This is a genomic window from Pseudonocardia yuanmonensis (assembly GCF_039542425.1).
In the GTDB taxonomy this organism is placed as follows: domain Bacteria; phylum Actinomycetota; class Actinomycetes; order Mycobacteriales; family Pseudonocardiaceae; genus Pseudonocardia; species Pseudonocardia yuanmonensis.
In genome coordinates this window covers 21,674-43,054 of sequence record NZ_BAABIC010000039.1, presented here as the reverse complement: position 1 = coordinate 43,054, position 21,381 = coordinate 21,674, and the positions used below count along the sequence as shown (strand labels likewise).

At 74.7% G+C, this 21,381-nt stretch carries 21 protein-coding genes and 1 tRNA gene; 14 read left to right on the top strand and 8 right to left on the bottom strand.

Annotation, left to right across the window (positions count from 1 at the left end; all coding sequences use genetic code 11):
- The 4 genes from ABD990_RS33215 to ABD990_RS33200 form a co-directional block, all read left to right on the top strand.
- A partial coding sequence (locus tag ABD990_RS33215; RefSeq protein ID WP_345384780.1) for a hypothetical protein occupies positions 1-394 on the top strand: 394 nt, incomplete at its 5' end.
- Between the two features lie 212 nt (positions 395-606).
- A complete protein-coding gene (locus ABD990_RS33210; protein ID WP_345384779.1) occupies positions 607-888 on the top strand; it encodes a hypothetical protein in 282 nt (93 codons plus the stop codon).
- Between the two features lie 56 nt (positions 889-944).
- Positions 945-1,778: a hypothetical protein gene (locus ABD990_RS33205; RefSeq protein ID WP_345384778.1), complete on the top strand. Its 834-nt coding sequence runs from the start codon at positions 945-947 to the stop codon at positions 1,776-1,778.
- Positions 1,779-1,793: 15 nt separating this feature from the next.
- Positions 1,794-2,507: an alpha/beta fold hydrolase gene (locus ABD990_RS33200; protein ID WP_345384777.1), complete on the top strand. Its 714-nt coding sequence runs from the start codon at positions 1,794-1,796 to the stop codon at positions 2,505-2,507.
- Between the two features lie 36 nt (positions 2,508-2,543).
- On the opposite strand, the gene ABD990_RS33195 is transcribed toward ABD990_RS33200, so the two are convergent.
- Entirely contained in the window at positions 2,544-3,095 is a 552-nt protein-coding gene (locus ABD990_RS33195; protein ID WP_345384776.1) for a dihydrofolate reductase family protein, read from the bottom strand.
- Between the two features lie 90 nt (positions 3,096-3,185).
- On the opposite strand from ABD990_RS33195, the gene ABD990_RS33190 reads away from it, so the two are divergent.
- Complete coding sequence (locus ABD990_RS33190; protein WP_345384775.1) at positions 3,186-3,479, top strand: hypothetical protein; 294 nt, start codon at positions 3,186-3,188, stop codon at positions 3,477-3,479.
- Between the two features lie 4 nt (positions 3,480-3,483).
- Here the strand turns inward: ABD990_RS33190 and ABD990_RS33185 are convergent, their stop codons facing one another.
- The 4 genes from ABD990_RS33185 to ABD990_RS33170 all read right to left on the bottom strand — a co-directional run bounded on the left by ABD990_RS33185 (position 3,484) and on the right by ABD990_RS33170 (position 5,257).
- Entirely contained in the window at positions 3,484-4,227 is a 744-nt protein-coding gene (locus ABD990_RS33185) for a MerR family transcriptional regulator (protein ID WP_345384774.1), read from the bottom strand.
- Positions 4,224-4,697 (bottom strand): GNAT family N-acetyltransferase, encoded by a 474-nt coding sequence (locus tag ABD990_RS33180; RefSeq protein ID WP_345384773.1) that lies wholly within the window; start codon positions 4,695-4,697, stop codon positions 4,224-4,226. Before ABD990_RS33180 ends, ABD990_RS33185 begins: the two co-directional genes overlap by 4 nt.
- 28 nt (positions 4,698-4,725) lie before the next feature.
- Positions 4,726-4,977: a hypothetical protein gene (locus ABD990_RS33175; protein ID WP_345384772.1), complete on the bottom strand. Its 252-nt coding sequence runs from the start codon at positions 4,975-4,977 to the stop codon at positions 4,726-4,728.
- A 209-nt stretch (positions 4,978-5,186) separates the two neighbouring features.
- A tRNA-Gly gene (locus ABD990_RS33170) sits at positions 5,187-5,257 on the bottom strand.
- 113 nt (positions 5,258-5,370) lie between these two features.
- Between ABD990_RS33170 and dcd the strand changes: the two genes are divergently transcribed.
- Entirely contained in the window at positions 5,371-5,952 is a 582-nt protein-coding gene (gene dcd / locus ABD990_RS33165) for a dCTP deaminase (protein WP_345384771.1), read from the top strand.
- A 2-nt stretch (positions 5,953-5,954) separates the two neighbouring features.
- Here dcd and ABD990_RS33160 read toward each other — a convergent pair whose 3' ends face one another.
- Together ABD990_RS33160 and ABD990_RS33155 are read right to left on the bottom strand one after the other, a co-directional pair.
- Positions 5,955-6,668 (bottom strand): ABC transporter permease, encoded by a 714-nt coding sequence (locus ABD990_RS33160; RefSeq protein ID WP_345384770.1) that lies wholly within the window; start codon positions 6,666-6,668, stop codon positions 5,955-5,957.
- Positions 6,668-7,651, bottom strand: coding sequence for an ABC transporter ATP-binding protein (locus ABD990_RS33155; protein WP_345384769.1), 984 nt, complete (start codon positions 7,649-7,651; stop codon positions 6,668-6,670). Before ABD990_RS33155 ends, ABD990_RS33160 begins: the two co-directional genes overlap by 1 nt.
- A gap of 147 nt (positions 7,652-7,798) precedes the next feature.
- On the opposite strand from ABD990_RS33155, the gene ABD990_RS33150 reads away from it, so the two are divergent.
- From ABD990_RS33150 to ABD990_RS33140, 3 genes are all read left to right on the top strand, one after another.
- A complete protein-coding gene (locus tag ABD990_RS33150) occupies positions 7,799-9,127 on the top strand; it encodes a sensor histidine kinase (RefSeq protein ID WP_345384768.1) in 1,329 nt (442 codons plus the stop codon).
- Positions 9,124-9,738 (top strand): response regulator transcription factor, encoded by a 615-nt coding sequence (locus ABD990_RS33145; protein WP_345384767.1) that lies wholly within the window; start codon positions 9,124-9,126, stop codon positions 9,736-9,738. The genes ABD990_RS33150 and ABD990_RS33145 overlap by 4 nt, the downstream gene beginning before the upstream one ends.
- 514 nt (positions 9,739-10,252) lie before the next feature.
- Complete coding sequence (locus ABD990_RS33140; RefSeq protein WP_345384766.1) at positions 10,253-11,065, top strand: hypothetical protein; 813 nt, start codon at positions 10,253-10,255, stop codon at positions 11,063-11,065.
- Positions 11,066-11,625: 560 nt separating this feature from the next.
- On the opposite strand, the gene ABD990_RS33135 is transcribed toward ABD990_RS33140, so the two are convergent.
- Complete coding sequence (locus ABD990_RS33135) at positions 11,626-14,325, bottom strand: heterodisulfide reductase-related iron-sulfur binding cluster (RefSeq protein WP_345384765.1); 2,700 nt, start codon at positions 14,323-14,325, stop codon at positions 11,626-11,628.
- A gap of 529 nt (positions 14,326-14,854) precedes the next feature.
- Here ABD990_RS33135 and ABD990_RS33130 point away from each other — a divergent pair.
- The 5 genes from ABD990_RS33130 to ABD990_RS33110 are packed head-to-tail and all read left to right on the top strand — an operon-like array spanning position 14,855 to position 21,379.
- Entirely contained in the window at positions 14,855-15,118 is a 264-nt protein-coding gene (locus ABD990_RS33130; protein ID WP_345384764.1) for a hypothetical protein, read from the top strand.
- A gap of 2 nt (positions 15,119-15,120) precedes the next feature.
- Positions 15,121-15,804, top strand: coding sequence for a hypothetical protein (locus tag ABD990_RS33125; RefSeq protein ID WP_345384763.1), 684 nt, complete (start codon positions 15,121-15,123; stop codon positions 15,802-15,804).
- Entirely contained in the window at positions 15,791-18,883 is a 3,093-nt protein-coding gene (locus ABD990_RS33120) for an ATP-binding protein (protein WP_345384762.1), read from the top strand. Before ABD990_RS33125 ends, ABD990_RS33120 begins: the two co-directional genes overlap by 14 nt.
- A gap of 29 nt (positions 18,884-18,912) precedes the next feature.
- Positions 18,913-20,799: a hypothetical protein gene (locus ABD990_RS33115; RefSeq protein WP_345384761.1), complete on the top strand. Its 1,887-nt coding sequence runs from the start codon at positions 18,913-18,915 to the stop codon at positions 20,797-20,799.
- Positions 20,789-21,379, top strand: a complete 591-nt coding sequence (locus ABD990_RS33110) for a hypothetical protein (protein ID WP_345384760.1) — start codon at positions 20,789-20,791, stop codon at positions 21,377-21,379. Before ABD990_RS33115 ends, ABD990_RS33110 begins: the two co-directional genes overlap by 11 nt.
- Positions 21,380-21,381 lie beyond the last annotated feature (2 nt).

Here is a 21,381-nt window from a genome sequence, read left to right as displayed (position 1 = left end):
GCCCGGCCAGGCCGCGCCCGGCCAGGCCGCGCCCGGCCAGGCCGCGCCCGGCCAGGCCGCGCCCGGCCCCGCTGCTCCTGGCCCCGCTGCTCCTGGCCCCGCTGCTCCGGCTCCGGACCCGTCGAGCCCCGCCGAGCCCACCCCCGGCGACACCGGGACCGGCACCGGCGGTGACACGGGGACCGGCACCGGGACCGGGACCGGGACCGGGACCGGAACGGGCAGCGGCACCGGCGACACGGGTGGCGGCACCGGCGCGGGCTCGGGCAGCGGGACGGGGACCGGCGCGGGAACGGGCACCGGCAGCACGCCCCCCGCGACCGACGGCGCCCCGACCAGCAGCGCCGCCCCCGCCCCGCCGACCAGCGCCGCCCCGGTCGGTACGACCGCCTGAGGTGCCGTCGGTCGCCGGCATCGGGCTCCACGCCGTGCCGGGGCGGTGTCGTCCGGGTGGCCGGCAGTCGTCCTGCGCTGACCGTCACCCGATCCGGGTCTCGGTTGCGTCTCGGCTCCCGTACTCGGCGTGACGTCCTCGCGCCCGCGACCGATAGTCGTGTGCGGCGTCGCGGACGAGGCGCACGGGACGAGCACGAGGAGGGAGCCGTAGTGGGTCGGCTGGCAGGGTTGGTGATCGGTCTCGAGGCCGCGGCGGTCGTCGTCGCGTATCTCGCCTTCGGGTGGCCGGTGCTGCTGATCGGGATCCCCGCGCTCGTCGGAACCGCGTTCGTCCTGCTGTTCGTGCACCTGTCCGAGAAGCCCCGGGCGCGTCTGCAGGAGGTCCGTGCCGCCCGTTACGAGGAGGCCCCGGTCCCCGGCGGGCTGATGAGCGGCTTCTTCGAGGTCCCGGCCCCGCGCGGGGTCGTCGAGGTGGACCACACCCGGGCGTGAGCTGCCGGCCGTCCGCCGCCGTGCCACGGTGGTGAGGTGGCCCGAGGCGTTCATCCGTGCTGACCGGCCTGCTGTTCGCGTTCTGCGCGACCGTCCTGAACAGCGGGGCGGGGCTCTTGCAGTCGGCGGCGGCACAGCAGAGCACCTCCCGCACCCACCTGGCCCTGCGCCCGCTGTACGTGTTCGGCCTGGTGGTCGACGGGCTCGGCTGGATCTGCACGGTGGTGGCGCTGCGGCACCTGCCGGTCTTCGCGGTGCAGGCCGCGCTCGGCCTGTCCATCGCCCTGACGGCCGTCGCGACGTGGGGGATCTACGGCGTCCGGCTGCGGGTGGTGGACCGGTTGGGCGTCGGGGCCTGCGTCCTGGGGCTCGGCGTGGTTGCGGGCTCCGCGGGCGGTGAGGCGCCCGCGGACTTCTCCGGCACCGCGATCGTCGTGCTGGTCTCGGCGGTCGCGGCGCTGGCCGTCGCGGCGATCGGGGTCTGGCGGCTGACCGCCGCGTGGCCCCTCGCGTTGATCGCGGGGCTGGGCTTCGGCGGCACCTCGCTCGCCGTCCGGGCGGTGCACGTCCAGCCGGACTCCGGCTTCGACGTCGGCCAGCTCGCCGGGCAGCCCGCGACCTACCTGATCGGGCTCTTCTGGGTCGTCGGGATCACCACCTACTCGCGCGCGCTGACGATCGGCAGCCTCTCGGGGGTCACGGCGGTGTTCTCGGTGACCGAGGTGATCGTGCCCGGCCTCGTGGGCATCGTGCTGCTCGGCGACCCGATCCGGCACGGGTGGCTGATCCCGTTCGCGGCGGGCCTCGTGGTGGCGGTCGCCGGCGTGGTGGCCCTCGCGAATGCGCCGGTCCAGACGACAGGGCATCGTCGGCGCCGGCACGTCCGCTGAGCGAGAGGAGCACCGATGCCGACCTTCACCCGTGACGGCGCCACGCTGCACTACGAGGAGCACGGCTCCGGCTTCCCCGTGCTCCTGCTGGCCCCCGGCGGGCTGCGGTCGACGATCGACGCCTGGCAGCGCGCCCCGTGGAACCCGGTCGACGAGCTCGCGCCGCTCTACCGGGTCATCGCGATGGACCAGCGCAACGCCGGCGGGGGCTCCTCGGCCCCGGTCTCCGGCTCGGACGGCTGGGACACCTACACCGCCGACCAGCTCGCCGTGCTCGACCACGCCGGCGTCGAGCGGGCACACGTCATGGGCATGTGCATCGGCGGCGCGTTCATCGCGAACCTGCTCCGCACGGCGCCGGACCGGATCGCGGCCGCCGTCGCGCTGCAGCCGATCGGCCTGGCCGGCAACCGCGGGCGGTTCCACGAGATGGTCGAGGGCTGGGGCCGGGAGCGCGAGGTGCCCGAGGAGGACCTCGCCGGGTTCCGGGACAACCTCTACGGCGGCGACGACGTGCTGTGGAGCGTCTCCGACGCGGACGTCGAGCGCTTCGCGAACCCGATCCTCGTGCTCATGGGCGACGACGAGTTCCACCCGCAGGCCGCCTCGCGGACCCTGGCCCGGCTCGCGCCCAACGCGTCGTTGCTCGAGACCTGGAAGGACCCGGACAGCATCCCGATGGCGCAGAAGGCAGTCGCCGAGTTCCTGGCCGCGCACACCCCGGCCTGAGGCCCGTCCCCTCCACGACGCGCGGCCCGCCGCCGGTCAGGCGCGGTAGGTCTGGACCAGGACGTCCCCGTAGCGCGTGACGTCGGCCAGGTGCAGGGAGACCTTGCCCCGGTCCTCCGGCCAGAACCGCAGGCCGCCGCCGATCACGACCGGGAACACCTGCAGCCGCAGCTCGTCGACCAGCCCGGCGGCGAGCAGGGTGCGCACGAGCGTGGCGCTGCCGTTGACCAGCAGCGGTCCGCCGTCCCCCTTCCTGAGCCCGCCGACCGCGTCGACGACGTCGCCCACCAGGGGGCGCGCGTTCCAGGTCAGCTCCTCGGGGCGCGAGGTGGCGACGTACTTGGGCAGCTCCGTCATCCGCTCGGCGAAGTCGCCCTCACGCTGCGGCCAGGCGCCGACGAAGCTCTCGTAGGTCGTCCTGCCGAGCAGGAGCGCGCCCGCCTCGACGACCTCCCGGTACTTGAACTCGAAGAACTCGGGCGTGGCGTACCCGGGGACCCAGTTCGTGTGCGGGTGCGTCGGCTCGCCGCCGGGTGCCTCCATCACGCCGTCGAGCGTCACGAACTCGGAGACCACGATCTCGCGCATGGGTGCCGTCCTCCCGTGTGTCGATGTCCCTCCTCCGACCGCCCGGCGCAGGGGAACTCATCGGCCGCGCGCCGCGCCTACCGTGGTGGCATGACCAGCTGGGTTCCCGACGCCTGCACGCTGCCGACCGCCGAACGACCGCTGCGGGTGGCGGAGTTCGACGAGCTCCTGTCCGCCGGCGTCACCGGCTCGGTCCGCGTCGACGCCCGCCACCTGCGGCTCATGCTGCGGCCGGACCGCGTCGCCGACGCCGCGGACCTGGCCGCGCGGGAGAGCTCCTGCTGCTCCTTCTTCGACTTCCGGCTCGACGGGACCGTGCTCGACGTCCGGGTCCCCGACTCGTACGTCGGCGTGCTGGACGGGCTGGCCGCGCGCCTGCCCTGAGCCGTCACGTCCCGCCCAGCTCCAGGAAGTCGTGCAGGCGCGCGGCGCCGCGGAGCATCGCCCGCGCCCGGGCGTCGTGGGCCGCCCGCCGCTCGGCCACGGCGGCCCGCAGCGCCTCGGGGCCGCCGGTGCGGTGCAGCCCGTCGAGCACCGGACGGATCCGCGCGAACGGGTAGTGGCCCTGCCGGAGCAGCCGGACGATCTGTGCGTCGCGGATGTCGGCCGCCCCGTACCGGCGAGCGCGCCCGACCCGCTCGCGGTGCGGCGCGAGCAGCCCCGCGGCCTCCCACACCCGCAGCGCCGACGGCCGCACCCCCAGCCGCCGGGCGAGCTCGCCGACCGAGAGGGGCGGCCCCGGCGGCGCCTGCGGTTCCGCGCCGGCGAGCGCCTCCAGCGCGGCGGCGGCCTCGTCCGTCGCCAGCCGCTGACCGTGCAGGCCCGCATGGCTCTCGTCGAGCAGCCGGAAGGCCCGGGCGGTGTCGCCGGCGTGCACCGCGAGCATCACGGCCGTCGCGGTCGGGGAGCCGTGGCCCGCGGCCAGCGCCCGGTAGGCGAGCAGCGCCCGGAGGTGGGCCTCGTCGTAGGTCCGGTAGCCCGACGCGGTGCGCGGGACCGGGGGCAGCACCCCGGCGGCCTCGTGGTTGCGGACCTGCTGCGTCGAGATGCCCGCGGCTCGCGCGAGGTCCACGGGGCGCAGGCGCCGCCCCGCCGGGGCCCCGCAGGCGATGCCGTCGTGCTGCTGCCTCACAGGGTGCGGAAGTACCGCACCGAGGGCAGCGGTGTGTAGCCGCAGTCCTCGTACAGGGCCCGGGCCGGCGCGTGCCCCGGGTCGCCGCCGGTCTCGACCATCGCGACCGTGCTGCCCCGCGCGCGCAGTCGCGTCGTCGCGTGCTCGGTGAGGGCCCTGCCGACGCCGTGCCGCTGCAGCTCGGGATCGACGGCGACCATGTGGATCTCCCCGGTCGTCTCGTCGAGCGAGTGCAGGGCGACGAACCCGGCGACCCGGCCGTCGACCTCGGCCACCCAGGCCTCCAGCTCGGTGCAGGCCCGGGCGACGGCCTCGGCCTGGGCGCGCCGCCAGTCCGGGTAGAAGGCCTCGTACACCCCCGACCCGGCCAGCACCCGCCGCATCGACGCGAACACGGGTTCCCATGCCCGCAGCGACAGCGCGACCACGGCGTCGCGGTCCTCGGCGGTGTAGGGGCGCAGGTGGGCCATCAGGCCATCGTGCCCGCCGGCACGCCGGTCACGCAGCCACCGGATCGACCACCGGCAGGGTGAGCCAGCGGCGGCGGTCGAGCAGCCGGTCGATGTCGGCGCGGCAGGTCTCGACGGCGGCGGAGGTCCGGCCGCCGTCGCGGGCGATGCGGCGGCGCAGCCGGTCGAGGTGCCGGTCGAGGCTGGCGAGGTCGGGGCAGTCGAAACGATCGGTCGCGCCCTGGACGGTCCGCGACGGGTCGAGGTACCGGGCGGGGGTGAAGCGGGCGGGAGTGGACACGGTGCCCTCCGGGGTCGGTGCTGGACGCGACGAGGGTCGCGGACCGGCGGGACCGCCCGCGTCGGCGAGCGCTGCCCACCCCCGGCGGGGGCACTGCCCAGACGACAGCGGCGGCGGTGCCCAGGGGGCGCGCGGCGCCACCGGAGCCCGGTGACGACGAAGGCCCAGCTCCGGTGTGGACACCGACTGAGCTGGGCCTTCGTCATGAGAGCGGATGACGGGAATCGAACCCGCGTATTCAGCTTGGGAAGCTGATGTTCTACCATTGAACTACATCCGCAGTGCGTGAGAGCGACTCTAGCATCCCGCTCGCGGCCTCGATCCACCCTCCCGGCTGTGGCGTCCGTCAGGTCGCCTAGGGTTTGCCTTCGCCGACCAGAGGAGGGCTCCCCGGTGCTGCTGTCCGACCGCGACCTGCGCAAGGAGCTCGAGTCCGGGCGCCTCGGGCTGGACCCGTGGGACGAGGCGATGCTGCAGCCGTCGAGCATCGACGTGCGGCTGGACCGCTTCTTCCGGGTCTTCCAGAACTCCCGCTACACGCACATCGACCCGTCGATCCAGCAGGACGAGCTGACCACGCCGGTCGAGACGCCGGAGGGGGACAGCTTCGTGCTGCACCCCGGGGAGTTCGTCCTGGGGTCGACGTTCGAGCAGGTCGCCCTGCCGGACGACCTGGCCGGGCGGCTCGAGGGCAAGTCGAGCCTCGGCCGGCTGGGCCTGCTCACCCACTCCACGGCCGGGTTCATCGACCCCGGCTTCACCGGCCACATCACGCTCGAGCTGTCGAACGTCGCGAACCTGCCGATCACGCTCTGGCCGGGCATGAAGATCGGCCAGCTGTGCCTGTTCCGGCTGTCCAGCCCGGCGGAGCGGCCCTACGGCAGCGAGGGCGTCGGCTCCCGCTACCAGGGGCAGCGGGGCCCGACGCCCTCGCGCGCGTGGAAGAACTTCCACCGCGCCGACACCCGGCGCTGACCTCAGGCCACGGCCACCCGCGCGTCCCAGCGGAAGTTCCGCGTGGCCAGCCAGCCGAAGAGCACCGGCCACACGACCAGCGAGACCAGAACGTACGGCGACCAGGGCGCCCCGTAGGCGATCCGGCTCAGCGCACCGAGCGCGCCGCCGGGCAGCAGGGCCAGCGCGTCGAGCCAGCCGCCCGCGGGCAGCACCGCGATGATCACGGCGGCGGCGACCATCACGAAGAACAGCGGCAGGGTGGTGATCTGCGCGCGCTCGGCCGTCGGCGTCACGATCGAGGTCGCGAGCGCCGCCGTCGAGACCAGCGCGAGCCCGCCCACCACGGCGAGCGGCAGCGCGAGCGGCGCGGTGGGCACGGGAAGGCCGGCGACGACGTCGAACAGCCCGAACAGCACCAGCTGCCCCAGGGCGAGCACGGCCGCGGGCCCGACGGTCCCGACGAGCAGCCCGGTGTCGGAGATCCCGCTGGTCCGGAACCGCTTGAGCACGCGGGACTGTCGGCGCGCGACCAGCGTCTGCGTCCCGCCGACGTACACGCCCATGCCGAGCGCGAAGATCAGCTGCATCGCGACGACGTAGGCCGGCGACCCGATCTGGCTGAAGGTCAGGAACACGCCGAGGCCGAGCGGGACGACCAGGACGGACGTCAGCGTCGTCCGGTTGCGCAGGATCAGCCTCAGCTCGGACGAGACCAGCGCGGTGATGCGGTCCATCACGCCTCCTTCCGGTGCGACGCCGTACGCGACGCGGCGTCCTCGACCGTGCCGTCCGTCTCCGAGTCCGAACGGATCGAGTGGTAGATGTCGGCGAGCGACGCCGGCGCGGCCCGCAGGTCGGACAGCCGCACCCCGCGGTCGGCCGCCCAGGTCAGGAACGCGGTGAGGTCGCGCTGCAGGTCCGTGGTGGCCAGCCGGACCGTCCGGCCCTCCAGCTCCACACCGTCCGGCGGGGTGACGCCCTCGGGCAGCGTCGCCGAGAACCCGGCGGGCCGGCTCGCGAGGATCTGCTCGAGCGTGCCGGACACCGCCAGCCGCCCCTCGTGCATGATCGCGACGCGATCGGCCAGCGCCTCGGCCTCCTCCAGGTAGTGCGTGGTGAGGACGACCGTGCGGCCGGCCTCCTGCAGCTCCTGGATCGCGTCCCACGTGCGGCGCCGGGACCCCGGGTCCAGCCCGGTGGTCGGCTCGTCGAGGACGACCAGCTCGGGCGAGCCCCACACCGCCGTCGCCAGGTCGAGACGCCGCTTCTCCCCGCCGGACAGGGCCCCCACCCGGACGTCCCGGCGGTGCACGAGGTCGAAGCGCTCGAGCAGCCGGTCGGGCCGGTCGGGCCGGACCGCCAGCCTCCCCCACAGCTCGAGCGTCTCCCGGACCGTCAGCTCCTCGACGAACCCGCCCTCCTGCAGCTGGATCCCCATCCGGGCGCGCAGCCGGTCCCGCTCGCCGCCCGGGTCGAGGCCGAGCACCGACACCTCGCCCCCGCTGCGCCGCTGGAACCCCTCCAGCACCTCGAGCGTGGTCGTCTTGCCCGCGCCGTTGGTGCCCAGCAGCGCGAACACCTCGCCGCGCAGGACCTCGAGGTCGACCCCCCGGACGGCCTCGAACGCCCCGTACCGCACGCGCAGCCCCCGCACCCGGATCGCCGTGTCGCGTCCCCCCGTGCCGGTCACCGCCGGCTCGCTCACCGTCTCCGTCATGACCACCACGGTGCCCGGCCGCCGCACCCCCGCGGTAGGACCGCGCATCACCGGTCCCGCTGACACCCCGCACCGGCGGCCATGACAGCTGTCATGCCTCCCGCCGCAGGCCGGAACCGGGGCCCGTCGCTCGGATACGGTCGTCCTGTGACGACCGACCGCCCGCCGACACCCGGGCCGAAGGGGCTCGGCGCCGCTCCGACCGGGCGGTGCGCCGCGGGGTCGACGGGGCGGTTCGCCGCAGGGCCGACCGGGTGGCTCGCCGCAGCATCGACCGGCCGGTTCGCCGCCGCGCCGACGGGGCGGTTCGCTGCCGCGCCGACGGGACGGCTCGCCGCCGAGGAGCGGCAGGTCCGGGCCGCCCGCCGGTTCAGCCGGATCGGGCTGGTCATGACCGTCGGCTGGCTGCTGCTCGTGCCGGCGTTCGTCGTGTGGACCGGGCTGCCCGACCCGGCCTGGCTGGCGGCGCTCGTGCCGCTGTACCTGGCGTCGATCGTCCTGCACCTGATCCGGATCCGGCAGTACGTGCGGTCGCTCGGCACCCCGGCCCGGCCCGTGTTCGTGGTCGCCGCCTGTGTGCTGGGCCTGGCGATCACGCTGGTCGGGGTCGCGTCGTCCTGGGCCGGGTGGACGTGGGCGCTGGTCGCCGGGATCCTGCTGGGCGACGTCGTCGCGGGTCGGCGCGCGCGGGTCATCGCCCTGTGGGTGGTGGCGTCCGCTGTGCTGGTGCTCGGGCTGACGTACGCCGTCGGCCGCGTCACCCAGGCCGATCTCCCGGTCTCCCCGTGGTACGCGGCCGGGATTGCCGGGTTCTACGTGGCGAGCATGTGGTGCCTGGACGTCGAGCGGCTCTGGTGGTTCAAGGCCGTCACCGACCTCGACGACTCGCGCCGCACCGCCGCCGAGCTCGCCACCGCCCGCGAGCGGCTCCGGCTCGCCGACGACCTGCACGACATCCTCGGGCACGCGCTCGAGGTCGTCGCCTTCAAGAGCGAGCTGGCCGCCCGGCTGCTCGAGGTCGACCCGGCCCGCGCGCGGACGGAGATGGACGAGGTCCAACGGGTGGCGCGCGAGTCGCTGACCGAGGTCAGGGCCCTGGTCCGGAGCACCCGGGACACCGACCTCGCCGTCGAGCTCGCCGGGGCCCGGGCAGTGCTCGGGTCGGCCGGGGTGGCCCTCGAGGTGCACGGCGACCCGGCGTCGGTCGCGCCGGCCGTGCGCAACGTCCTCGGCCGGGTGCTCCGCGAGGCCATGACCAACGTCCTGCGGCACGCCCAGCCCAGCCGCTGCACGATCGAGATCGCACCGGACCGGTTGGTCGTGTGCAACGACGGCGTGTCCGGCCCCGGCGACGGCGCGGGCACCGGCCTCGCCGGGCTGGAGCGCTACCTGGAGGAGCACGCCGGGCGGCTCACCGCCGGCTCCGACGGTCGGGGCGGCTACCGGCTCGAGGCCGTCCTCGGGGGCGGCCGGTGATCCGGCTGGTCCTCGCGGACGACGAGTCGCTCACCCGCGGGGCCGTCGGTGCACTGCTGAACCTCGAACCCGACCTGACCGTGGTCGGCGAGGCGGCCTCGGGCGACGAGGCGGTGGCGGCGATCGCCGCGCAGGAACCCGACGTCGCGGTGCTCGACGTCGAGATGCCCGGCCTCGACGGCGCCGAGGTCGCCCACTGGGTCCGGACCCACGCGCCCGGCGTCCGCTGCATCATCCTCACCCGTCACGCCCGGCCCGGGGTGCTGCGGCGGGCGCTGGCGGCCGGTGCTTCGGGGTTCGTGACCAAGAGCGCGCCGGCCTCGCAGCTCGCCGACGTGATCCGACGGGTGCACGGTGGCGGGCGGTACGTCGACCCCGACCTCGCCATGACCGCCCTGACCGCCGAGGACTGCCCGCTCACCGAACGGGAGCTGCAGGTCCTGCGCAGCGTCGGGCAGGTGGGGCCGGCGGGCACGGCGAGCGACATCGCCCGGCGGGTGCACCTGTCGGCCGGCACGGTCCGCAACTACCTGTCCTCGGCGATGCAGAAGCTCGGCGTCGCGACCCGGATGGAGGCGTTGGAGCGGGCGCGCGACCACGGCTGGTTGTGAGACCGCTACCTGGCGCGTCGGCTCGCTAGGCTGGACCGCGATGGAGCGCCGCGACCCCGCACCCCGCCCCGACCCGTCCGCCGGGACGGGGGCGTGGCGCAGTGGGCGGCACGCGCCTTCCCCGCGGTCTACGGCGGGCTCCGAGGAGACGCGTGTCCACGGCGATCCCGTGGGCGCTGAGGACGAGCGCGCACGGTCCGGGGCGCAGGTCGTCCGGCGGACCGAAGAGGCTCCGGAGCGGCGGGACGCCGGTGACCGGAACCGGCCCGAACAGGAGTGGGCCGCCGCCCTGGAGTGGCTCGAGCAGGACCCTCCGGCACAGAGCCGCGCCGAGCACGATCGTCACCGGGCCGAGCGGGACCGACACGAGCAGGACCGAGCTGAGCGGGGCGACGGCGAGCGGGTCCGGGAGGACCGGCGCGCACCGGACGACCGGTGGGAGAGGAGCACGTCGCGCTCTGCCCGCGGAACCGACCGGGAAGAGCGCGGGACCCGGGCTCCGGGCGCGTCGGCCGTGCGCAGGTTCCGCCCGTGGAGCTGGCGCGGGGCGATCGGCCTCGGCATCGTGGTCGCCGCGGCGCTGCTGTTCCTCTTCGTGGCGTTCGACGACCAGGCCCGCTGGTGGGTGCCGGTCGCGGCCGGACTCGTGGTCCTCGTACTGCTGTCGCTGCTGCGCCTGGACCGACTGCTCAAGGGCTGGACCTGGCACGTCGCCGGGGTCGCGCTGCTGGCCGGGCTCGTCCACGAGACGGCCGGCAACCCCTGGTCCTGGGCCTTCGCCGCGAGCATCGGCGTGCTGGTCGCCGGCCTGCTGCGCCTGCCGCGGTGGCAGCTCGCCGCCGTCGGGGCCGCGCTGTGCGCGGTGTCGTTCGTGGGCCACCAGTTCCGCGCCGCCGAGGTCCGCGACCAGGAGGCCCAGATCGCGCAGCAGGCCGGGACGCAGATGCGGCAGGGCTTCGGCTACGACCGCCCCGACCTCGTCCTGACCAAGCTCGGCGAGGGGCTCACGCCGGCCGATCCCGAGGCCGTCTGCCGGCTCCTGGACCCGGCGGCGCAGACCCAGCTGACCCGGGCCACGGGCGCGGCCGACTGCGCCGCGGGCGTCAGGGCCGCCGCCGGCCGGGTCCCGGCGGACAGCCCGACCGCCGCCCCCCGCGCCTCGACGTCGCCGACCCCGGTCCCGCCGCCGGGCACGGTCGTCGCCCTCGACGGCTGCACCACCGCCTGGGGCCGGGCCGTCCCCGCCCTCGGCACGGTCGAGGTCGTGCGCACGGACAACACCGCCAAGGCCACCTGGCGGGTCGCGAGCTTCCGCCCCTGCCCCTGACTCCGCGAGTGCCGACAGCTGCCGGAGCGACCATCGCCACCCACGAACGGCAAGGCGAGATCACGGCCGAACCCACCGGGCGGGCCGCGAGTCGCGCTGTGGGCTTCCGCGAGTCGCGCTCCGTGCTTCCGCGAGTCGGGCTGTGGGCTTCCGCGGGTCGGGCTGCGGCGGTGCTTCGCGAGCTGCCGCCTACGGAGCGCTCCCACGGACGCGGTGATCACCGCACGCGGTACAGCGCGGCTACCGGCGGCCGCGGCGTAACGCAGGAGCCGATCACGGCGCCGCCGGTGCTCCACGAGACGTGGTGATCACTACCTGCGGTGCATCGCGGCTACTGGCGGCCGTGGTGTACCGCAGGAGCGAGCACGGCTCCGTCGGTGTTCTACGAGACGCAGTGGTCATCGCGTGCGGTGCAGCGCGGCCATCGGCGGCCGTGAGGAACCGCAGGGCCGATCACGGGCGAGTCATCCCGCCATCCGGCCGGACTCCCACCACGCCACCGGCCCCGAGAACGGCACCGGCCCCGCGAGCGGACTCGCGGGGCCGGGTGCGGGACTGCGTCAGGAGCCGGACTCGCCCTTCTCGCCGGTGCCCGAGGAGGCGTCCGACCGGGCGTGCCCGTTCGTCTCCGGCTTCGGGGCCGAGCCGTTGGTGCCCACCTCCGACTTCGAGGCCTCCGTCGACCCGGTCGGCCCTTCCTCCGGCCCCGCGGTCTCGGCGGGCGTCTCCGCCACGGGCTTCTTGGTGGAGCCCTCGACCGCGGCGTCGTTCATCCCGGTCGTGACCTCGGACTTGTCGGCGTCCGGGCCTTCCTTCGCCCCGGGCTCGACCGCCTCGGCCTTGGTCGCGACCGCGTCGCCCGGCGCCTCGGCCGGCTTCACCGTCTCGGCCGCGGCCTCCGAGGAGGTGGAGACGTTGGCGGCGCCGGAGTCCGCGGCCCCCGCCGGGGTGTTCTCGGTGAGCGGGGCGGCAGTCGTCTGCTCGACGTCGCCCTCGGTGGCCTCGGTGTCGGCCGGCGTGGGGACCTTCGAGTCGCCGCGCCGGACGGACGCGAGCAGCATCTGGGCGACGTCCTGGACCTGGACCTGCCCGCCCTCGCCACCGGCCTGCTTCTGGGTCAGCCCGTCGCCGATCATGGTGCGGCAGAACGGGCAGCCGACCGCGATCGTGCCGGCCGCGGCGGCGGTGTTCGCGGCGGCGCCGTCGCCACCGGCGGGCGAGAGGGTCTCGAGCGCCTCGGTGGTGCGGGTGACGTTGATCCGCTGCCCGATCCGCTCCTCCATCCACATCCGCGCCCCGCCGGCGCCGCAGCACATGGAGCGGTCGCCGTGCCGGGGCATCTCGGTCAGCGTGCCGACCGCGGAGACCAGCTCGCGGGGCTCCTCGTAGACCTCGTTGTGCCGGCCCAAGTAGCACGGGTCGTGGTAGGTGACCTTCTTCGACGCGTCCGGGTCGGCGACCGGGACGAGCTTGCCGGTGCGGACCAGCTTGTTGAGCAGCTGGGTGTGGTGGATGACCTCGTAGTGCCCGTCGAGCTGCGGGTACTCGCGGGAGAGCGAGTTGAGGCAGTGCGGGCAGGTGGTGACCATCTTGCGGGTGCCCGGCTCGCGGCCCTCGAACACCGCGTTGAGCATCTCGGCGGTCTGCTGGGCCATCATCTGGAACAGGAACTCGTTGCCCGCGCGCCGCGCCGGGTCCCCGGTGCAGGTCTCCTCGGTGCCCAGGACCACGTAGTTCACCCCGGCCCGGTGCAGCAGCTCGGCGGTGGCGCGGGTGGTCTTCTTGGCGTTGTCGTCGAACGCGCCGGCGCAGCCGACCCAGAAGATGTACTCGGTGTCCGGGGAGAGCTCGCCGTCGAACACCGGGACCTCGAAGGGCAGGTCCTGGGTCCAGGCCAGCCGGTCCTTCTGGTTGGAGCCCCAGGGGTTGCCCTTGTTCTCCAGGTTCTTGAACAGCCCGGACAGCTCGGTGGGGAACTCGGTCTCGATCATGACCTGGTAGCGGCGCATGTCGACGATGTGGTCGACGTGCTCGATGTCGACCGGGCACTGCTCCACGCACGCCCCGCAGGTGGTGCAGGACCACAGGATGTCCGGGTCGATGACGCCCAGCACGTCCTCGCCGCCGACGAGCGGACGCTCGGCCTCCTTGACCGCGGTCTCGGGGATCGCGGCCAGGCGGGCCTCGGCGTCGTCGCCGGTGATGCCGACCTCGTCGCCGGTCATGTCCTTGCGCCCGCCGGCGAGCAGGTAGGGGGCCTTGGCGTAGGCGTGGTCACGCAGGGCGTTGACCAGCAGCTTCGGCGAGAGCGGCTTCTCCGTGTTCCACGCCGGGCACTGGGACTGGCAGCGGCCGCACTCGGTGCAGGTGGTGAAGTCCAGCAGGCCCTTCCAGGTGAAGTCCTCGACCTTGCCGGCGCCGAAGGTGTCGGTGTCCGGGTCGGCCTCCTCCAGGTCCAGCACCTTGCCCTGGCTGGTCATCGGCTTGACGTTGCCGAGCGCCTTGCGCCCGTCGTCCTCGCGCTTGAAGTAGATGTTCGGGAACGCGGTGAACCGGTGCCAGGCCACCCCCATGGTGGGCTTGGCGGCGATCACGATCAGCCACAGCGTCGCGGAGAGCACCTTGACCGCGGCGAACACCGAGATCAGCGTGGGGCTGCCGGGCAAGATCGTGGACAGCGGGCCGGAGACGAAGGTCGACCAGCCGGGGGCGTCGAACGCGCCCAGGGCCATCTTCGAGGCGCGCACCACCAGGATGCCCACGCCCTCGAGGAACACGATGGCCTCGACGAAGTAGGCCCGGCCCATGTACGAGCCGTAGAACCGCGACGCCCGGCCGAGCCGGCGCGGGTGGCGCACCTGCCGGTAGACGATCAGCGGGAGGATGCCGACCACGGTGCCCACGCCGAGGATCTCCACCCACAGCGAGTACGGGCCCCACTCGCCGATCAGCGGCAGGTGCCAGGTCGGGTTCCACACCTCGACGAACGCCTCGATCAGCGCCAGGAACAGCCCGCCGAAGCCGACCATCACCAGCCAGTGGAACACCCCGACATGGCTCCACTTGAGCATCCGGGTGTGGCCCAGGGTCTCCTTGAGCATGGTGGCGAACCGCGGCCCGAACGGGCCGTTGCGCGTCCCGTCGGGCTGGCCCAGGCGGATGATGCTCACCATGCTCGCCACCGTGCGCCACACCAGCGCCACGGCCACCACGGCGGACAACACCGTGACGATGCCGAGCACGTACTGCACCCAGGTCATGTGGACGAACCTCCCTGTCGTGGTCCCGGCAAGAAGGCTATACGCGTGGTTACTGACGAGTAGCAACCTGAACGGCCTCGTTGCGGTCCGCGACGACAATCGCGTGAGCGGGAGAATAGGTCACCGGAGTGGGCCCGTGCCCTGTGACGGGCACGTCACGCTGCGACGATCGGGCTGGTCGGACGCGCTCCGCAACCGTCCGTCCCCCGGTCAGGGCGGCGAGGTCAGGGTAGCCTTCTGAGAGCGGAATCACCGCAGGCCCGGGCGGCGGCCCACTGTGCTGGACCAGCGGTGACGGACCGTCGGCGGCGGAGGGCCGCTCACCCGGTCGGCGGTCGTCGCTTCACCGTCGGTGGGAGGTCTGGGGCGAACGGGTGCCGTTCGGCGCGCCGGAACACGTGCGAACGGGTGGCCTTGGCGTGGTCACTCCAGGTATTCCGGCCATCGTGGCTACCCTGGTCCGCTGGCGGCCCGTGCTCCCCCTTTCCCGCACGCAGGGTGCCCGCTCGATCACGGCAGGAGACGACTGATGACCGGACCAGGGGCCCGCACCCTCTGGTACGCCCAGAACCTCACCACGAACGGCCTGCAGGGGTGGATCCAGGACAACATCGTCCCGCTCATCCTGCTGGGCATCGCCATCATCCTGTTGTGGATCGGCGGCAAGGGTGACAACGCCGGCGTGGCCCGCCGCAGCGTCGGGCTCCTCGTCGGCCTCGTCGCGCTGGGCATCGCCGTGTCCGGCAACGGGCCGGAGGTCGGCAGCTTCCTCGCCAGCCTGATCACCGGTTAGCCGTGCTGGTCCGCACCGACGACGAGGTCTACCGGGTCGACTCCGTCTGGCTGGGTCCGCCGCGCGCGACCTTCCCGTGGCGCGCGCGGTACGTCTCCTACGGTGTCGGCCTCCTCGTGATGATCGTGATCATGTTCGTGCAGCGCCGCATCGGCATCGGGCTGGACTTCTTCTCCGTGGCGTGGGCGCTCGTGCTCACCGTGGTCGCCACCCGGTTCCTCGGGAAGAAGATCGACTACGAGCGCCCGCTGAGCCAGGTGGCGGAGCTGTTCCGGCACGAGGTGACGGGGCCGCGGAGACGGCGGCACGGGGCCGGCGGGCCGGTCCGGTTCGCGCACGTCCGGACCCACCGGGCCCTGCCCCGGCCACGCCACCCGGCGGCACCCGCGGCCGAGCCGCGGCCCGCGGTCGCCCCGACCCCGGACCCGGCCGTCCTCGAGCCCGTGGCCCGTCGGGCGGATCGGGATCCGCGACCCGCGGACGAGCCCGCACCCCGTCGCGAGCTGCGGGACATCACCCCGGTGCCGGTCCCGAAGGCACCGCGCCGCATCGGGCGCAAGGCCGCCGCGCCGCAGCCCTGGGCCACGTCGGCCCAGCGGCGGGAGGGCACGGGAAAGAGCACGGGGAAGAGCACGGGGACATCGGCGGCGAACGGGTGGAAGGGGGCGGGCCGTGGCCGCGCGTGAGAAGCGCGATCCCTTCCGCGACGGACGCCGACCCGCCGGCCGGGCCCTGCAGGGCGAGTCCAAGCTCCCCAAGTTCAGCCCCACGATCGCGTTGCGCAGCATCGACGGGCACGTCACGCGCACCGCCACCCAGGTCATGGCCTGGTACCGGCTCTCCCCGCAGGCGTGGAGCTTCCGCAGCGACGGCCAGCGGGAGATCCTCATCCGGCAGATCGCCGCGCAGCTCGGCGAGCTGCAGGGCCGGTGGCTGCACCTGCGGGTGACCACCCGCCCCTACCCGGTGCACATGTGGGCGGAGTCCTTCGACAAGAACGCCCTCGGCCGCATGCCGGACGTGCCGGGCGCGCTGGGCTGGGACGGCTTCCTGGAGGGCGAGCAGCGCCACCTCATGGGTCTGTCCATGAGCGACAAGGAGGTCTTCCTCGGCGTCGAGGTGTCCGGCCGCAGCATGATCGACCGCTGGGTCGAGCGCGCGGCGCCGGTCCTGGGCAGGGTCGTCCCCGCGGCGGTGCGTGCCGAGCTGTCCGCGCTGGAGTCCGAGCTCAGCCACCTCGACGCGCTGGTGGCGGGCTCGGGGCTGGACGGCGTGCCCGCGTCGGCGTCGGACATGGCCTGGCTGATGCACCGCTCGGTCGCCCTCGGCCTGCCCGCGCCGCGCAGCCTGTCGTCCGTGCCGGTGGGCGTGACGCGCTGGGACGAGGAGGATCTCGCCGCCTTCACGGACGGTGTGGAGCTGCACCAGGAGCCCTACGCGCCCACGGTGAAGGTGACCGGCCGCGTGCGCGGGCAAACCGTCACGCGGGACGTCGCGGTGCTCTCGCTCGGCCTGATGGAGGGGCTGCGCATCCCGGAGATCGACGACCCCTGGATGCAGCACTCGGACCGGCTGCCCTTCCCCGTGGAGTGGTCGGCGCGGATGTACGTTCGCCGGCCGGAGGAGGTGACCGGCGAGCTGCAGCGCCAGATGGGCAAGGTGCGCAGCCAGATCCGGCACTACACCCACGACCACGACCTCGAGCCGCCGATGTCGCTGGCCCGCCAGGCCGACCGCGTGCTCGAGGTCGAGGACGAGCTCACCAGCGGCCTGACCCAGCTCAACACCCGGCTGTACGGCTGGTGGCGGATCGCCGTCTCCGGGCCGGACGAGTCCGAGGCGATCCAGCGCGCCCAGCAGGTGCTGGACCTGTACTCGCCGAAGGTGCAGATCGAGCACCCGGAGGCGCAGTACCGCTACGCCCGCGAGTTCATCCCCGGCGAGGGGCTCGCGTCCACGGCCTACCGCCGTCGCGGGTCGGTGACGTGGGCGGCGGCCGCGGTGCCCGCCGCCACGGCCAGCGTGGGCGACCGGCGCGGGATCATGCTCGGCGAGACCTGCACGGCGACCCGACGGCCGGTGGCCTGGGACCCGTGGCTCGCCCAGGAGGTCCGGCGGGCCTCGGGTCTCACCGCCGTCGTCGGCGGGCTGGGGTCCGGCAAGTCCTTCCTCACCGGCCTGATCGTCTACAAGACACTGCGCGCGGGTGCACGATGGACGGTGCTGGACCCGTCGGGCCCGCTGGCGGAGCTGACCCGGCTGCCCGAGCTGGCGTCCTTCTCCCGGCACATCAACCTGCTGCGCGCCGACCCGGGCATCCTCAACCCTTACCGGGTGGTCGCCGAGCCGCGGCCCGAGCACTTCGCGGACGACGAGGACCCCGAGCGCTCCTGGCGCCGCGAGCGGTCCCTGGCGGCGGCCACCCGCCGGCGGCTGGTGCTCGACGTGCTCACCGGCCTGCTGCCCTACGACGTCGCCCGGCTGCCGCACACCCGGATCGTGCTGCTCCGCGCGGTGCGCGAGGTCGGCGGCGCCCCGGACCGGCACCCCGGGCTGGTCATCGACGCGCTGCGCCGGCACCAGCGCGAGGGCGAGGACCACGCCGGGGTGGTCGCGGACTTCCTCGAGGAGCGCCGCGAGCTCCCGCAGGCCGCGCTGCTGTTCCCGGACACCAGCCGGGACGACCCGTGGGCCGCCGACCGCGACTACCGGCTGACCGTGCTCACCATGCAGGGCATGACGCTGCCGCGGCCGGGCAGCCCGCGCGAGGAGTGGACGGACAACGAGGCACTGGCCGTCGAGCTGCTCAACCTGGCCTCCTGGTTGACCCAGCGGACGATCTACGACGCCGACCGGAACCTGCGCAAGGGTGTCGCGCTCGACGAGACGCACTTCCTGTCCCAGGTGCCCACCGGCAAGGTGCTCATCGACCGGCTCGCCCGCGACTCCCGCAAGTTCAACGTCCGGGCGCTGTTCGCCTCGCAGCTGGCCGGCGACCTGCTGCGGGTCTCCGGCTTCGCGTCCCTGGTCAACGCCGTGTTCGTCGGCCGCACGGACGACGAGGAGGCCCAGACGGACGCGCTGCGCCTGCTGCGGGTCCCCACCGGCGTCGGCTACGAGCAGATGCTCAGCACGCTCTCCCCGCGCCCGCGGCACGACGACCGGCCGGACGACACCCCGCGCCAGTTCGTGTTCGCCGACGGGCACGGCGGCGTCGAGAAGATCCGGATCGACCTCGAGGCGCCGCACCTCGACCACGTCCGCGAGGCCCTCGACACCAACCCCGACGCCAGCCGGGTCGCCGTCAGCGGGGCGCCGGTCCTGGCCGCGGACTCCGGGCGGGCGCCCGACGAGCCGCGTCCCGTCGGGGCGCGCCAGGTGGTCGTGCCGCCGGGCGGGATCGACCTGGACGAGGACCTGGACCCCGTCGACCTCTCCGCCCCCGAGATCCGCACCGGCGAGGCCACGCGCGTCGGCCCCGGACGGCCGGGGTGGGACACCGGCGTCCAGGTGGTGCCCGGCTCGCCGGAGGAGCTCGACTCCCTCGACGACGAGCAGCTCGACCTGCTCGACGACCTGGAGGAGGGCTGGGCGGACCTCGGCGACGAGGACATCGCGGAGCCGACCTCGGTCGGCGGGCACCAGGTCGGCGAGCACCCGGCCGGCGACGGCCACGGCCCGAACGGGCACCCGGTCACCGAGGATCCCGGCGACGTCGCCGCCGAGCGCGCCCGGTCGGGCGCCCCCGGCGAGGGCGGGCGGTGACCCCCGCGGCGTCCGCGTCGACCGGGGGCATGACGGGGCTCCTGGCGGTGCTCCTGGTCCTGGCCGCCGCCGTGGTGGTCGCGGTGCGCCGCCGGCGCGCCCGCGAGCGGGCCGGCGTGCCCGGGCGGCGTCGCGGTGCCGCCCTCCTGGTGGTCCTGGCCGTGGTGGCGGGCAGCGCGCTCGTCGGCAGCCCGGCCGTCGCGCAGGGCTTCGACTGCAAGCAGAGCCCGGAGCCGGACCGGCCCGGCACCGGCCTCGTCGGCTCGCTGGACCCGCCCCGGCCGGACGGCGGCGAGCCCGGCTCGGTGTACCGCGAGGTCGGCTACGCCGGGATGACCTGGCACAACTACGACCTGGGCTGCGCCGGCGGCGTCCTCAACCCGTCGACGACCACGGACACCTGGCTGGGCAACCAGACCTTCAACGTCGCCAAGTTCGCCGTGGGCGGCGTGAACTGGGCGCACTACCTGATCGCGGACGGCGGCGCGCTGCTCGACCCGTTGGACGCCGTCGTCACCTCGGCCACCCGGGCCATGTACGACTCGGTCTTCACGATCTGGATCGGCGTCGCGCTGGTGGTCCTCGCGGTGATCCTGCTGGTCCTGGCGCTGCGCGGCGACCTGGCCCGGCAGACCCAGCGGGCGGCCTTCGCGCTCGGCGCCCTGATGCTCGCCGGCGCGGCCTACCTCGCCCCGGTGAACTGGGCGCGGGCCGCGGACACGCTGCTGCTCGACGGCGTCACGCAGATGCAGGAGGGCTTCCTCTCCCAGGTCGGGCTGGGCGACCGGGACACCCTGCCGACCGTGCTTGTCGACCAGGTGATCTACACGAACTGGCTGCGCGGCAACTTCGGCTCGCCGGACGTCCCGCAGGCCACGGACCTCGGCCGGCCGCTGCTGCGGGCGTCGACGTTCACGATCAACGAGGTCGCCGAGGGGCAGGACACCCCGCAGCTGGCGGAGCAGAAGAAGAACGACTTCGCCACGCTCGCCGGGCAGATGGGCGACCGGTACAGCTACTTCCAGGGCGAGTCCGGCAGCAGGGTGGGCGTCGGCGTGCTCTCGGTGGTGCAGGCCGCGTGCATCGCGCTGTTCCAGCTGCTGTCGAAGGTGCTGGTGCTGGTCGCGATGCTGCTGCTGCGGCTGATGGTGATGACCGCGCCCGCGATCGCCGTGGTGGCGGTGCTGAAGCCGGAGATCCTGCCCGCGTTGCTGCGGGTGGCCGGCGCCGCCATCGTCAACACGATCATCGTGGGCGCGCTCGCCGGGCTGCACGCGCTGCTGGTGGTGTCGCTGTTCCGGCCCGGCGCGGGTATCGACCTGTGGCTCGCGCTGCTGGTCACGGGCGTGGTCACGGTGGTGCTGTGGGCCGTCGCGCGACCCTTCAGACGGCTGGTGTCGATGGTGTCGCTGACCCGGGAGCAGTTCGGCGGCATCGTGCCGGCGGTCGGCGGTGGGCCGATGTCGCGGGTGTGGCAGCGGGTCCGCGGGGCCGACCCCGAGGACCGGCAGGGGCGCTGGTGGGACGAGCGCCGGGCGTCCGGCGCGGGCGCCGACCCCGACGCCGTGCGCCCCGAGGCCGAGTACTCCCGGGTCGCCCCGGTGCAGGCCACCGTCACACCGGCCGGGCCGGGGGCCCGCACGCCGCGCCGGCATGCCGAGGTCGCCGACGCCGCGGCCCTCGGCGCCGCACGACGTCCGGCGCTGCCGGCGGGCGGGTCGGCCACCCCCGCGACGACCGGCGGGTTGCCGGGCCGGACCGACCCGAGCGAGATCGACGAGCGCGTGATCTACCGCCGGTCCGACGCCGGCGCGGCCCGCGCCGTCCAGGCCCGCCCGGTCGACGCCGAGCTCGTCGACGGCGTCCCGGTCTACCGCATCTACCGCCCCGCCCGGAGCGGCCGCGATGCCGATTAGGTCCCCGCGCGGGCGCGCGGCCGCCTACCGGGCGCTGTGGGCGTGGCCCCTGCGCACCCCGCTGCGCCTCGCGGTCACGGTCGTCGTGGTGCTGGGCCTGGCCGTGCTGGTCAGCCTCGCCGCCGGCGCGCTGCGCCCGCCCGCCCAGGACCCGGCCCCCGGCCGGTCCGGCGCCGCGACCACCACGACGGGCGCCCGTGCCTCGGCCTCCCCGACCCCGACGGCCCTCCCGCCGGTGGCGGCGCTGACCCCGACCACGCTGCCGCTCTCCGCCGCCCCGCCCGAGGCGCTGCAGGTGGCGCAGAACTGGGCCACCGCCTGGGCCACCCACCCGGAGGGCACCACCAACCAGCAGTGGGTGGCCTCGCTCGTCCCGTACACCACCCCGGAGTACGTGGGCACGCTCACCGGCGTCGACCCGGCCAACATCCCGGCGACCCGGGTGACGGGTGCGGCGCAGGCCACGCAGGTCTCCCCGGCGTCGGTCACCGTCGACGTGCCGACGGACGCGCTGACCCTGCAGGTCACGGTCGTCGACACCGAGGCGGGCTGGCGCGTCGCCGGCTACGACCGGGCCTGACG

Excerpts from the sequence above, each read along its gene's own strand:
- ABD990_RS33190 (WP_345384775.1), top strand. The coding sequence starts at position 3,186 with ATGACCAGCTGGGTTCCCGACGCCTGCACGCTGCCGACCGCCGAACGA.
- ABD990_RS33180 (WP_345384773.1), bottom strand. The coding sequence starts at position 4,697 with ATGGCCCACCTGCGCCCCTACACCGCCGAGGACCGCGACGCCGTGGTC.
- ABD990_RS33195 (WP_345384776.1), bottom strand. The coding sequence starts at position 3,095 with ATGCGCGAGATCGTGGTCTCCGAGTTCGTGACGCTCGACGGCGTGATG.
- ABD990_RS33135 (WP_345384765.1), bottom strand. The coding sequence starts at position 14,325 with ATGACCTGGGTGCAGTACGTGCTCGGCATCGTCACGGTGTTGTCCGCC.
- ABD990_RS33130 (WP_345384764.1), top strand. The coding sequence starts at position 14,855 with ATGACCGGACCAGGGGCCCGCACCCTCTGGTACGCCCAGAACCTCACC.
- ABD990_RS33200 (WP_345384777.1), top strand. The coding sequence starts at position 1,794 with ATGCCGACCTTCACCCGTGACGGCGCCACGCTGCACTACGAGGAGCAC.
- ABD990_RS33160 (WP_345384770.1), bottom strand. The coding sequence starts at position 6,668 with ATGGACCGCATCACCGCGCTGGTCTCGTCCGAGCTGAGGCTGATCCTG.
- ABD990_RS33110 (WP_345384760.1), top strand. The coding sequence starts at position 20,789 with ATGCCGATTAGGTCCCCGCGCGGGCGCGCGGCCGCCTACCGGGCGCTG.
- ABD990_RS33115 (WP_345384761.1), top strand. The coding sequence starts at position 18,913 with ATGACGGGGCTCCTGGCGGTGCTCCTGGTCCTGGCCGCCGCCGTGGTG.
- ABD990_RS33155 (WP_345384769.1), bottom strand. The coding sequence starts at position 7,651 with ATGACGGAGACGGTGAGCGAGCCGGCGGTGACCGGCACGGGGGGACGC.